Annotated in this window: 10 protein-coding genes; 9 read left to right on the top strand and 1 reads right to left on the bottom strand. The window is 55.0% G+C overall.

Features of this window, described 5'->3' with window-relative positions:
* Window positions 1–208: 208 nt before the first annotated feature.
* The 9 genes from ACW9KT_RS10650 to ACW9KT_RS10610 all read left to right on the top strand — a co-directional run bounded on the left by ACW9KT_RS10650 (window position 209) and on the right by ACW9KT_RS10610 (window position 11,864).
* A complete protein-coding gene (locus ACW9KT_RS10650) occupies window positions 209–3,397 on the top strand; it encodes a tetratricopeptide repeat protein (protein WP_457080133.1) in 3,189 nt (1,062 codons plus the stop codon).
* Between the two features lie 90 nt (window positions 3,398–3,487).
* Complete coding sequence (locus tag ACW9KT_RS10645; RefSeq protein WP_457080131.1) at window positions 3,488–5,185, top strand: hypothetical protein; 1,698 nt, start codon at window positions 3,488–3,490, stop codon at window positions 5,183–5,185.
* A gap of 126 nt (window positions 5,186–5,311) precedes the next feature.
* Window positions 5,312–6,541: an HU domain-containing protein gene (locus ACW9KT_RS10640; RefSeq protein WP_457080129.1), complete on the top strand. Its 1,230-nt coding sequence runs from the start codon at window positions 5,312–5,314 to the stop codon at window positions 6,539–6,541.
* A 1-nt stretch (window position 6,542) separates the two neighbouring features.
* A complete protein-coding gene (locus tag ACW9KT_RS10635) occupies window positions 6,543–7,244 on the top strand; it encodes a MotA/TolQ/ExbB proton channel family protein (protein ID WP_457080127.1) in 702 nt (233 codons plus the stop codon).
* Between the two features lie 79 nt (window positions 7,245–7,323).
* Window positions 7,324–7,734, top strand: coding sequence for an ExbD/TolR family protein (locus ACW9KT_RS10630; protein ID WP_457080125.1), 411 nt, complete (start codon window positions 7,324–7,326; stop codon window positions 7,732–7,734).
* Between the two features lie 56 nt (window positions 7,735–7,790).
* Window positions 7,791–8,747: a hypothetical protein gene (locus ACW9KT_RS10625; RefSeq protein ID WP_457080123.1), complete on the top strand. Its 957-nt coding sequence runs from the start codon at window positions 7,791–7,793 to the stop codon at window positions 8,745–8,747.
* Window positions 8,748–8,870: 123 nt separating this feature from the next.
* Window positions 8,871–10,178 carry a bifunctional folylpolyglutamate synthase/dihydrofolate synthase gene (locus ACW9KT_RS10620; protein WP_457080121.1) on the top strand — a complete coding sequence of 436 codons (1,308 nt, stop codon included), beginning with the start codon at window positions 8,871–8,873 and terminating at the stop codon, window positions 10,176–10,178.
* Window positions 10,179–10,343: 165 nt separating this feature from the next.
* Complete coding sequence (gene trmB / locus ACW9KT_RS10615; protein WP_457080119.1) at window positions 10,344–11,006, top strand: tRNA (guanosine(46)-N7)-methyltransferase TrmB; 663 nt, start codon at window positions 10,344–10,346, stop codon at window positions 11,004–11,006.
* Between the two features lie 6 nt (window positions 11,007–11,012).
* Window positions 11,013–11,864 (top strand): maleylpyruvate isomerase N-terminal domain-containing protein, encoded by an 852-nt coding sequence (locus ACW9KT_RS10610; RefSeq protein ID WP_457080117.1) that lies wholly within the window; start codon window positions 11,013–11,015, stop codon window positions 11,862–11,864.
* 15 nt (window positions 11,865–11,879) lie between these two features.
* Here the strand turns inward: ACW9KT_RS10610 and ACW9KT_RS10605 are convergent, their stop codons facing one another.
* Window positions 11,880–12,500 carry a hypothetical protein gene (locus tag ACW9KT_RS10605; protein WP_457080115.1) on the bottom strand — a complete coding sequence of 207 codons (621 nt, stop codon included), beginning with the start codon at window positions 12,498–12,500 and terminating at the stop codon, window positions 11,880–11,882.
* Window positions 12,501–12,642: the final 142 nt, after the last annotated feature.

Here is a 12,642-nt window from a genome sequence, read left to right as displayed (position 1 = left end):
TATCAAGGAAGCGCAGTGTTCCAGCTAACCAAATTGAAAGGATACTTGTGGGTAACAGCTACCAGTTTGTAGCCAGGCTGCCTATACCAAAAAAGCCCCCCAGCACGTTGCCAGGGTATTCGAGAGAGTTTTGGAGCAACCTCCGTCACTTTTTCGCTACTTTTGGCCATTCCTGGGCCATTTGCGCCCTTTCTTGTAACGCCCCGCAATGAAGTTATTTCCCCGCTTGGCGCTAGCCGCCACGCTCAGCACTGCGGCTCCGCTAGCGGCCGTAGCTCAGCAAACCCAGGTTTTTGCCGCCGACGAGCGTCACTTCCAAGAAGGCCTCGAACTCTTCGACCGGGGTAAATATGGCGCGGCTCAACAGTCCTTTCAGCGCTACCTCGATGTAACCCAGCGCCGCACCGGCGAACTGCGCGACCGCACCATCGACGCGGAATACTACTACGCCGTATCAGGGCTATACCTGTTCCACCCTGATGCGGAAGACCGAATTCTGGCTTTCGCAGCCAATAATCCGGCGCACCCAAAGGCACCCGAAGCTTTTTTTCAGCTGGGTAAATTCTATTTCGACAAGAAGAACTACCCCAAAGCTACTGAGTACCTACAGCGCGTTGGCCCCGACAACCTGACGCTGGAGCAGCGAGAAGAATCGGAGTTTAAGCTGGCGTATGGCTACTTTGCTCAGAAGGAATTCGATAAGGCGCGGCTCTTATTTGATCGGACTAAGCAAGGAAGCTCTGAGTATCGCTATGCCAGCAGCTACTACGCTGGCTACCTGGCCTTCCGTGCCGGCGACTTTGCTGGCGCCCGCCGCGACCTGGGCGTAGCTGAGCAGAGCGATGGTTACCGCCTCGTGGTGCCAGCCGTAATGAGCCAGATTTATTACAAAGAAGGCGACTTCGATGGCCTGATTGCCTACGGTACTAAAGCCCTGGCCCAGACCCCGCCGCCTCAGGGCTCCGACGAGATTCAGCTGTTGGTGGGCGATGCATTTTACCAGAAAAGCGATTTTCCGAAGGCCGCCGAATACTTTAACCGCTATGGGGCTGGCCGCAAGAAGATGGACCCGACCGTGCAGTACAAAATCGGGTATGCCAACTATAAGATGGGCGACTTTAAGGGCGCTATCAACAGCTTGAAAGGCGTGGCGGCGCGCAAAGACTCACTAGGGCAGAATGCAGCTTATCATATGGGGCTGAGCTATTTGCAGCTTAAGCAGAACCAGCCCGCTTTAAACGCCTTTGACGCAGCCCGTAAGGCCACATTTGATGCTAATATCACCGAAAACGCGACGATTAAATACGCACAGGTCAACTATGAGCTGGGCAACGCCCCAGAAGTCATTGCGGCGCTGAAAGACTTTAACAAGAAATATCCGCGCTCCAAAAACGCGTCAGCCGCTGATGATATTCTGAGCGAGAGCTTCTTGAACTCGTCTGACTACGCTCAGGCTGTCAGCTACCTAGAAGGCCTGGACAATAGGAGCAGCCGCCTGAACGCTACGTATCAGCGCGTAACGTATCTGCAGGCCGCTACGCTCTACAACAACAGCAAGTTCAACGAGGCGCTGCCCTTATTGGAAAAGTCGCTTAAGTATCCGCAGGACGATGCCCTGCGCGCCGCGGCTCAGGTACTGCGCGGCGAGATTTATAGTATTGGTCAAAAGTACCCCGAAGCTATTCAGAGCTATACCGCCGCCGCGCGCACAGCCCGCTCAGGCAGCGCCGCCGAAACGGACTTCGATCAGAAAGCGCGTTACGGCCTTGGCTATGCTTATTATAACACCAAACAATATGACCGGGCTCGGCCCCAGTTTCAGGCTTATTTGAAGGATTCTGAAACGCGCCAACCCTCCAACGACCCCAACTATTACGACGTAACGCTACGCCTGGCCGATACTTATTATGTGGCCAAGGACTACAAGCAGGCCTTATCTGGCTACGACAAAGTCATAGCTTCCAATGCGCCGGATAAGGACTATGCGTATTACCAAAAAAGCGTAACCCTAGGGCTGCTGGGGCGCCAGGCCGAAGCAACGAATACGCTGAATACGCTGCTCAAAACTGCCCCCCAGTCGCGCTACGCTGATAATGCGGTGTTTCAGCAAGCCCAATTTGAGTTTGAGGCTGGCAACTTTCAGCCCGCCGTCGATGGGTTTTCACGTTTAATTCGGGCCCGGCCCAATAGCGCTTTAATTCCACAGGCCTTGCAAAAACGAGGCGTAGCGTATGCAAACCTCAACCAGCACGATAAAGCCGTAGCTGACTTTCGGCAGGTACTGGAGCGCTATCCGCGTACCAAGTCGGCTACCAGCGCGCTATCGGGATTGCAGGAGAGCTTGGCAGCGATGGGTCGGACGGAGGAATTCGACCAGGCCTTGGGTCAGTACAAGCAGCAAAACCCACAAAGCGGAGCTACCGAAAGCGTAGAGTTTGAAGCCGCTAAATCATTGTATGTGGCTGAGAAGTATGCCCAAGCCATTCCGCGGCTCGAAGCTTATTTGCAGCAATATCCTAACACTGCCCTGGCAGCCGATGGGCGTTATTTTTTGAGTGATTCGTACCTAAAAACCGGCAAGCAGACAGAGGGCTTGGCTGGCTTGAAGAGCGTAGTTACGGAAGGCAAAAGCGAGTTTGTGAACCGCGCCGTGGGCCGGGTAGCCGATATTGAATTTGCCAACAAAAACTACTCGGAGGCCATTAAGTACTACACTCGCCTGCGGGAAGTATCGCAGAACAAGCGCGACGTGGCGAATGCGGGCATCGGATTAATGTTAAGCTATTACGAGAGTGCCGACTACACGAACACCCGTCGCGTGGCCCAGGAGCTACGGGCCTTGGGTAGCGCCTCGCTCAATGCCACCAATGCTGCTTTACTGTACTTGGGTAAGTCTAGCTATAAAGCCGGCAACCTAGACCAAGCTATACCAGAGCTAACGACAGCTGCCAGCACGGCCACGGACGAGAACGGCGCCGAAGCACAGTACCTAATCGCTCAAATCCTGTTTGACCAGAAGAAGTACAACGAGGCGTTGGACGCAGCTTACAAAACGAATACGTCTAAGTATGCACAGTGGCAGGGTCGAGGCTTTCTGCTTATTGCCGACATCTACACTCTGCAGGGTGACACGTTCCAGGCGCGGGCCACACTGAATTCTATTATTGACAATAAGTTTCCGGTAGCTGAAATCGTGGAAGGGGCCAAGCAACGACTCGCTGCTTTACCCGCCGATGGGGCAACTCCCGCGCCCGCAGCTACGCCTCCTGTAGGAAGCAAGACGCCCGCTGCCAAACCATCTTCGCCGGCTGCCCAACGAGCAGCAGCGCGTCAGTCTTTGCGGGCTACACAAGCACAGCCCACTGACTCTAGCACGACCGTTCCGGCCGAGGAATAGGAACTCTGTTAGTAAAATAAAAAATTGATTACTAATTGGTTAATCAAGCTTTCCTAAACAATAGCTTGTATATAACCTAACTTCATTGTTATGACGCTTCGCTCGCCTTATTCCTTAGCTCTGGCCACATTACTAGCTGTGGCCGCACCCCGCATTTCGTGGGGGCAACAGCGGCCGGGGGGCAAAATTGAAGACGCCGAAATTGAAATTGTAAAGGAGCGCGTTAATGAATTGCCTGAAGCAACGCGCAACTTTGATAAGATTAAAGTGGAGGCCCCAACTAAGCAGGCGCAAGCGGTGCCCTATACTTATCCCGACTTCCGCTTGCCCGCCGACCGGCTCAACCCATCGGTGCGCGTGCTTACTATTAAGCAGGAGGAAATTGCCCCCCAGACCGGCAATTACCTGAAAGGCGCACTGGGTAACTACGGTACACTTTACGGTAAGGCTCACCTGCATAATACCCGCAGCGAGACTGCCTCTTACGGCCTCGATTTCAGCCATATTTCCTCTTCGCGTGGCCCCGTGGACCGCAAGAACTCTGGCCTCAGCCAAACCAGCCTAGGCTTAAATGGCGAAACCTATAGCGGCACGGCCGCGCTCGGTGCTAAACTAGACCTAGGTCGGGAGCGGTACAACTTCTACGGCTACAACCGCGAAACCCAGAATTTGCCCCCCGATGCCGACGATATCAAGCAGGTGTTTACACGGGCTGCCGCTCGGGTGTATGCTCGCAACCGCGCCGCCGACGCCACTTTTCAGTATGACTTTGGCGTAGGTTTTAATTTCTGGAAAGATCGTTTTGCGGCCAGTGAGAATAACTTCAATGCGGCGCTGCGCTCATCCTACGAACTGGGTGAGAAAGGCCGCATCGCCCTGAACGGCGACGTTTCCTTCATCTCGCATAAAGACGAACTTGGTACCGTGAGCCGGCCATTTGTACAAGTTACACCTGCTTTCGAAGCCGATCTGAACCGATTGGCCCTATCCATCGGGGCTACAGTAGGCTATACTGGTGATACCGTTGGTACAGCTTCACAGTTCAATGTATACCCAGCTATTCGCTTGGGCTACACCGTTACGGAAGATAAGTTTGTGGTATTCGGTGGCTTGGGCGGGGCTTTACAGCGCGTCACGATGTATGACTTGACCACAGAAAACCCTTGGTTAGCCGCCAATCAGCGCGTGGCTGACACGCACCGCGGCCCGACCGTGTACGGCGGCTTCACGGCCACTCCGGCCCGCGGTCTGTCGGTCAGTGCCAAAGTCACGGCGACCAACGATCAAAACTTGTACTTCTACGCCAACAGCCGCACTGATACTTCGCGCTTTGATCTGGTGTACGATCGTAAATCCACGCAACTGCTCAACGTGCACGGTGAAGTGCTCTACAATGCCGCGGAACAGTTTCGGTTGGGGCTGAAAGCAGATTATAACGGTTATAATACCAAGACTTTGGCCAAAGCTTTTCACCGCCCTGCGTTTCAATCAATGGTATTTGGTACGTATAACGCCAGTGATAAGCTGTTGCTAGGAGCAGAGTTATACACGTATAGCTCCAGTTATGGAGTAGGCTACGAGCGGTCAGCAGGTACTGGACTGATAACGCAAGTGGTGCGCCCCACCGACACTGTTGTCGATTTGAACCTGCGCGGGGATTATCGTTTCTCGGAAAATCTGTCAATCTTTGCTTTAGGCAACAATTTGCTGGGCCGCAAGTACGAGCGTTTCCTGAACTACCCGGTGAAGGGCATCAATGTACTGGCGGGCGTGACTTATGATTTTTAATTTTTTGCTGTGCTGATCTACTGCTAAGGAATAGAACATTCCCAAGCTTCACTCCTCAATAAGTGTCGTATCAGTAACGCTTTAGCACAACGAAAATCAACGCATCAGAAACACAACAGACCGACTTTGCCGATTTCCGACCATATCCTCAGCTTACTCCAGGATCACGATTGCGTGATTATTCCTGGCTTTGGCGGCCTCATTGCTGATTACGCCCCCGCCCGGATTCACCCCGTGCGCCACACCCTGACCCCTCCAACCAAGACAGTAGCCTTCAACGGTGCGCTGACCCGCAACGACGGGTTGCTGGTGGATGCCTTAAGCCACGCTTTAGGGGTGCCAGCGTCTGAAGCCCGCCAGATGGTGCGTAATGCCGTAGCTAATCTGCAAGCGGAACTAGACAGTGCCCAGCGCACCGAATTGCCTGGCATTGGCGTGTTTCGTCGGGCTTTGGGCCGAGGACTGGAGTTTGAATATACGGGTACCCAAAACTTACTGACGGCCAGCTACGGTTTGCCTGAATTGGTGTCGCGGCCTGTCCGTGCTACAGATGCGCTGCTGGCTCGTGAGCGGCAGCCTACAGCACCCCAGCTTACGGTTGCGGGCCGCTCACGGCGTGCGGCGCGGGTCTTCAACGTGGCCGCCTCTACTATTCTGGCTGGTTTGATGCTGTCGGCTGGCTATCTGTTTGCTTTGCGTCTGGGGCATTTGCCCGATAGTCTGGGTATACTGCCGGACTCGCTGGTAGTTCAGGAGCAAAAAATGCCCCCCAGCGCAATGAAGCCCAAGACTAGAGCTCGTCAGCAGGCTACGTTAGCTAATCATGGCTGGAGTGAAAACGACGAGTTTGTACCCGACGGTGCGCCCGATGCGGAGCCACCCGTATCGGCTGCTACACCAACAACCAACGATTGGGACACCGCTGCGGTAGCTACTGCTAGCGCGACAAAGCCTGTGGCGCCAGCACCTAAGCCAGCGGTTGTAGACGCAAAAGCTCCTAAAGCTGAGGTAGCGGTTACGCCAACCAAAACTGCGCCAGTAGCAAAAACAGTATCATCGGTACCGGCGTCAGCATCAGATGTTTCCAGCACTACAATTAAAAGCCGTACGGGGCGTTTCTACGTCGTGGCTGGCAGCTATGATACTCCGCGCAGCGTAGAGCAGGCGCGGGAAGCGTTGGCCCGCAAAAATCGTCCAGCACAGGTGCTGTGGCCCGTGCGTCCCACGCGTACTTCGGCTGGGAGCCGCTTTTACCGCCTTACTGTAGGCGAATTTGCTGATAAGGCCACGGCCGACCGCAGTTTATCTCAATTACGCAAACAATACGGCTCATCACTCTGGGTTCTTCAATACTAAAATGACATCGTTGCTCCTGCAGATTACCACCACCGCCCCGCTTGATACCGCCGCTGTAGCCGCTAACGCTGCCGCCAATGCCGTCTCCTCGGAGCTTTCCCTAATTGATCTTGTGTTGCAGGGGGGGTGGGTGATGATTCCGATCTTCATTCTCTCCTTTATCTCCGTTTTCATCATCATTGAGCGCTACATCACTATTCAAAAAGCCAACAGTAATCCGGAGTCCTTTATGGGGGGCATTCGGGGATTGATGGTAAAGGGTGACTTACAGGGGGCAAAAATGCTGTGCGCCCAGAATGCTTCGCCACTGGCGCGCATGGTGGAAAAAGGAATTCGCCGCATTGGCTTGCCCCTGAAGGATATCGAGACCAGCGTGGAGAATGTGGGCAAGATTGAAATTGCTCGCCTTGAGAAGAACATCAGCATCTTAGGCATTATCGCTGGTATCGCGCCCATGCTTGGGTTTGTTGGTACAATCATCGGGGTAATCAAGATTTTCTACGCCATTAGCACCACCGGCGACTTCGGTATTGCTCAAATTTCGGGCGGTTTGTATACTAAGATGGTGACCTCGGCTGCTGGTCTTATCGTCGGCATCATTGCCCACGTCGGCTACCACTGGCTCAGTATCATGGTCGAGCGCCTAGTATTCCGCATGGAAAACTCTGCCATCGAGTTCATGGACATCCTGCAGGACAACTAGAAATACAGTGAATTGGTGAAAGGGGAAGTTGTGAGAACACTTCATCATTTCACCTTTCACACCTTCTCAACTTCACAAAATGAATTTAAGCCGCCGCCGTAAGCTTTCCTCGCACGTCGAGACGGGATCAATGAACGACATCATGTTCTTCCTGATGTTGTTCTTCTTGATTGTAAGCACGATGGTGAACCCCAACGTGATTAAACTGCTCCTGCCCAATGCTCGCTCGGGCAAAGCGGTGATGAAAGAGACCATCAATATCTCCGTGGATGCCGCTGGGCAGTATTTTTTGGACCGTCAGCCCGTAACGCCTACCGACCTCGAGTCGGCGCTCAGCCAGCGTGTAGCCGGTCTCGACCAGCCGACCGTAGTGCTGCGCGTGGACGCTTCGCTGAACGTGCAGAAGTTGGTGGATATTCTCGAAATCGGGAACCGCCTGAAGGTGAAGATGGTCATGGCTACGCAAGCTCAGCAAACTGCCAGCAGGTAAAATTGCCCCCCAGCGCGCTTATCTGCTTCACTTGGCCTTTAAAATCAAGATAACCTATGGCAATCAACTACCGCGAACAGCACCGCCGTGAGGCGATAATCGGGACGGTGGTTATTCACGCCTTGTTATTAGCGCTGTTCGTTTTCACCGTTTTCAAAGGTCCCGACCCACCACTAACAGAAATGGGTGGGGGCGGTGTGGAGTTGAACTACGGCGTGGATGATGCCGGCTTCGGCGACATTCAAACGATGGCCCAGGCTAACAATTCACGCAATACCAACGATAGTCGCCCGCCGGCCCGCAACCCTGATCCGCAGCCGGCGCCTCAACCCACGCGCGCCGTGGCTGCCACTCCGCCACCGGCGGTTGAGGAGAAGGTCATAACCAGCGAAGCCGAGGAAAGCCCTGTTAAAATTCCGCCGGTAGAGCGCCCCGTGCAGCCTCGCAAGGAAGTGGTACGTGAAACGCCGCCCGTAACTAAGCCTGAACCGGCCAAGGAAGTAGTGCGCGAAGCACTGCCTGCGCCCAAGCCTCGCACCCTCTACACGCCTAATGGCAGTAATGACGGCGGCGGCAACGGTGTAGCCGGCACCAGCAACACGCCCACCGGTAACAACAACGGCGACCGGCCCGGCGCAACTGGCGACCAGGGCAATCCGAAAGGCAGCCTCGACGCCCGCGCCCTATACGGCACGCCCGGCAGCGGTGGTGGCGATGGAGGTGGCTCGGGCGGCGGCAGTGGCTCCGGCGATGGCTTCGGTAATGGAGGCTGGGCCTTTGCCAGCAAGCCTCAGCCTCCACTTGTGGATAATCAAGGCGGCTACCTGCGATTTAAGATCACAATTGACGGGGAAGGAGAGATTATTTCTGTCAACAAAGTAGGCGGCACCATGTCACCGGCTCAGGTAGAGGCTTGTTTAAAAACGATCCGCGAGCGGTTCTCTTTTAAGAAAACGCGGCCTGATCCGGGTGGGGGCGTGGGCTATATTACCTTCCGCTTCCGTTTGGAGTAGGTCCTGTTTATCATTGTTTGTTCAGCCGCCGGTCGGATTTATCCGGTCGGCGGCTTTCTTTTGTACCCAATTTAAAGCGGTAGTCTACGTCTGCTGCGGATACTTAGTTAACAACCTTTGCACATGACCTACACCGAGACGCTCGCTTACCTGTACGAGCAGCTACCTATGTTCCAACGGGTAGGGGCCGCTGGCTACAAGGAAGGGTTGGGCAACACAGAGGCGTTGGCAGCTGCTTTAGGGCATCCAGAACGCCGGTTTAGGAGCGTGCACGTAGCCGGCACCAACGGTAAAGGCAGCAGCTCCCACATGCTGGCGGCCGTATTGCAGGCGGCGGGCTATAAAGTAGGCTTGTACACTTCGCCCCACCTGCGTGAGTTCACTGAGCGCATCAAAATCAATGGGCAAGAATTGCCCCCCGATTACCTAATTGTCTTCGTGGAGCGCTGGCGGCCCTTGTTTGAGCAGATAAAGCCTTCGTTTTTTGAGATGTGCGTGGCGCTGGCTTTTCAGTACTTCGCGGAGGAGAAGGTTGACATTGCCATTATTGAGGTTGGCTTGGGCGGACGGCTGGATTCCACCAACATCATTACGCCGCTGGTGTCGTTGATTACCAATATCAGCTTCGATCATCAGGCTTTACTGGGCAATACCTTGCCACTAATTGCCGCCGAGAAAGCTGGGATTATCAAGCCCGGTGTGCCCGTGGTTATAAGTCAGACGCAACTGGAAGTGACCGCAGTTTTTGAGGAAACTGCCCGCAAGCATGATGCTCCTTTAACCTTTGCCGACCAGCAATATTACGTCTCCCAAATTGCCCCCCAGTCTGCAGACGAGGAAACGCAACGCTTCCAAGTGAAGCTACAGGAGTTTATAGCTTTTGATGAGCTGGAAGTAGGTCTGCTGGGTGAATATCAACGGTTTAATTTGCCCGGATTAATTGCCGTTATAGCCGAGTTGCAACGGCAAGGCTTTCAGATTTCCAATGAGGCCATACGCCGAGGCCTGCGCGACGTGCGCCAGCTTACGGGATTTCGGGGGCGGTGGAGCATCATTGGCCGCCGCCCACTGGTGGTATGCGACACGGGGCATAATGAAGCTGGTTTGCGCCTGGTTACTGCTCAACTAGCGCGGCTCACGTATCGGCAGCTTCATGTAGTGCTAGGCATGGTCAATGACAAGGACGTGACCAACATGCTCACCATTTTGCCCCCCACTGCCACGTATTACTTTTGTCAGGCGAAGATTCCCCGCGCTTTGCCCGCTGCTGAGCTGGCCGAAAAGGCGGCAGGCGTAGGGCTGCTGGGGGGCATTTATGAGTCTGTAGCCTCTGCTGTTCAAGCAGCCCGCGCCGCCGCCGAGCCTAACGATGTCGTGTTCATTGGTGGCAGCACCTTCGTAGTGGCTGAGGTAGATGAGCTGTATGAGTAGGAGAGAAATCAATTCGTGACTTCCTCATCTACATAAATAAATCGACCGTCATGCAGAGCAAAGCGAAGCATCTCGCGTGCTGACGGAGGTTACTAGTCCTGCTAAACACCGAGATGCTTCGCTTTGCTCTGCATGACGGTCAAAACTAACACATCAAACTAATCAATGAGTAGAGTGAAACTTGTACGCTTCGCCAGCAATGCGGAGCGGGCCGATATTGTGGAGCCGGGCAAAGCCAACTATGAGCAGCTGGGTGGGCGCTGGCACCAAGAGTTTTTTCAGAATGATAACCCAATAACTCTGGAAATGGGCTGCGGCAAGGGCGACTATACAGTAGGCCTGGCCGCCCGCTACCCTGAGCGCAACTTTTTAGGTCTCGATATAAAGGGCGACCGGATCTGGCGGGGCAGCACCCGCGCCGAGGAACTGGGCCTGACGAATGTAGGCTTCCTGCGCACTCGGGCCGAAACGCTGACCGCGCATTTTGCCCCCCAGGAGCTAGCCGAAATCTGGGTGACCTTTCCTGACCCGCGGCCCCGCGACCGGGACATTAAGCGTCGTCTTACGTCGCCACGCTTCCTGAATTTATATCAGGAAATACTCCGCCCAGGCGGCTTAATCCACCTCAAAACAGACGACACTCCGCTGTATGAGTACACATTGGAGGTATTGAAGGAGCGAGCTGGCGCCCAAATTTTGGCTCACACTGCCGATATTTATGCTACGCCCGAGCTGCTGCCGCACGCCGAGGATATTCAGACGCACTACGAGCGCCGCTTCCGTGGCGAGGGCATTGCCATCAAGTATATTCAGTTTACGCTAAGCTAACGTGGTATGCTGCCCGCTGCTCGCCCTGTGCCCATTGAAACGATACATCTGTTTCCTGTTCTGGATGAGAAGCTGTTGGTGTTTCTCAGGAGTTTGCAGCCCGACGACTGGCAGCGGCAAACGCTGGCGCCGCAGTGGAAGGTGATGGATGTGGCCTTGCATCTGCTGGCGGGCAACCTGCAAACCTTGTCTATGCTGCGCGACGGCTACTTTGGGGTGCAGCCTACCGATCCAAGCAGCTACGAAGGCATTGTGCAGTTTTTGAATGAGCTGAACGCCGACTGGATAAAAGCCACCCGGCGCCTGAGCCCGCGTATCGTGCTGGAAATGCTGGAAACAACGGGACGAGAGTACACAGCATATCTACAGACCCTGGATCCGTGGGAGCCAGCCACCTTTTCCGTGGGATGGGCCGGCGAGCAAACCTCGCTCAACTGGTTTCATATTGCCCGCGACTACACCGAGAAGTGGCACCACCAGCAACAGATACGGCAGGCGGTGGGGCGCGGAGAAGAGGAGCTATTAACCAAGGAATTGTATCAGCCCTTCCTGGCCACCTGCATCCGGGCATTGCCGCATCACTACCGCCAAGTAGCAGCGGAGCCTGGTCAGATGCTGCAACTCACGGTGACGGGCGAGGGCGGCGACACATGGTTTATGCACTATACTAGCGCCGGGCAGTGGCAGCTGAGCGAAAACAGCTCTGGCCCCATCGCGGCGGTAGTTATCGATGGAGCCGTGGCTTGGCGCTTGTTTACGAAAAGCTTGCCTCGCTCTCTGGCCGAGGAGCACACTCAGCTAACCGGCGACAAACGCTTAGGAGAGCACATCTATAGCCTGATCACCGTTATGGCCTAGCCGTCTGGTCGACGATTACTCTTCTTCCAACGCCTCAAAAACTGCCTCTAACTCCTCGAAATCACGCAAACCCGGCTTGATTTCGTTGCCGCCTTCCAGAATCAGGCCTGCCGGTTGAATGGCGCTGAGCAGACCGCCAACATTTGCGGCAGTGATGGCGCCGCTCAGCCACACGGGTAGCTGAGTGGCGGCTTCGGCCAAGGATTCCTGCCGGGCCTCGGGCAGGTCGTCTAAATCAAGTGCTGCTACTACACCCAGGCCAGCGGCGAAGATGGGCTGGTATTGGAGCAGCATCTCGTTGCGTAAGCTACTGGACGTGATGAGGAAGAGGGGCGCACGCAGCAAAGCAGGCACAGAAAGCGGTTCTTCGGGTCGCTGATGCAGCAGTACGCGCTGTAAGCCACATTCCTCTACTAAGCGGTTAATCTCCGAAACCGGTATTTCATCGCCAAACTCGCCGATCAGTTCCACGCCGGCTACCCAGCCAGCAAGTTCCTTTACGGTGGCGGCATCCACGGCGCCGGGTAGGGAAGGGTCGAGGGTGAAAATGAGGCCATCGGCGCCCATGCCGGCGCAATAGCGGGCGTCGGAGAGGTTATTGATGCCGCGCACCAGCACGGAGGTAAGAAAAGCCATAAGTTGGGAAAATAGAAAGCCAGCTTGAACACCGGCAACGAGTTGGCAAAGCGCGAAAGTAAGGATTCTGGGCTACTACCACGCTCGGCATGTACTTTGTACGCTACAAATGGATGGCGCTGAACCGTGGGCCGTCGCCGGG

Source organism: Hymenobacter sp. HD11105, from assembly GCF_054051685.1.
Note: the sequence above shows the minus strand (reverse complement) of the source record. Positions and strands in the feature narration are given on the sequence as shown.

Excerpts from the sequence above, each read along its gene's own strand:
- ACW9KT_RS10650 (WP_457080133.1), top strand. The coding sequence starts at position 209 with ATGAAGTTATTTCCCCGCTTGGCGCTAGCCGCCACGCTCAGCACTGCG.
- ACW9KT_RS10645 (WP_457080131.1), top strand. The coding sequence starts at position 3,488 with ATGACGCTTCGCTCGCCTTATTCCTTAGCTCTGGCCACATTACTAGCT.
- ACW9KT_RS10635 (WP_457080127.1), top strand. The coding sequence starts at position 6,543 with ATGACATCGTTGCTCCTGCAGATTACCACCACCGCCCCGCTTGATACC.
- ACW9KT_RS10630 (WP_457080125.1), top strand. The coding sequence starts at position 7,324 with ATGAATTTAAGCCGCCGCCGTAAGCTTTCCTCGCACGTCGAGACGGGA.
- ACW9KT_RS10625 (WP_457080123.1), top strand. The coding sequence starts at position 7,791 with ATGGCAATCAACTACCGCGAACAGCACCGCCGTGAGGCGATAATCGGG.
- ACW9KT_RS10620 (WP_457080121.1), top strand. The coding sequence starts at position 8,871 with ATGACCTACACCGAGACGCTCGCTTACCTGTACGAGCAGCTACCTATG.
- trmB (WP_457080119.1), top strand. The coding sequence starts at position 10,344 with ATGAGTAGAGTGAAACTTGTACGCTTCGCCAGCAATGCGGAGCGGGCC.
- ACW9KT_RS10610 (WP_457080117.1), top strand. The coding sequence starts at position 11,013 with ATGCTGCCCGCTGCTCGCCCTGTGCCCATTGAAACGATACATCTGTTT.
- ACW9KT_RS10605 (WP_457080115.1), bottom strand. The coding sequence starts at position 12,500 with ATGGCTTTTCTTACCTCCGTGCTGGTGCGCGGCATCAATAACCTCTCC.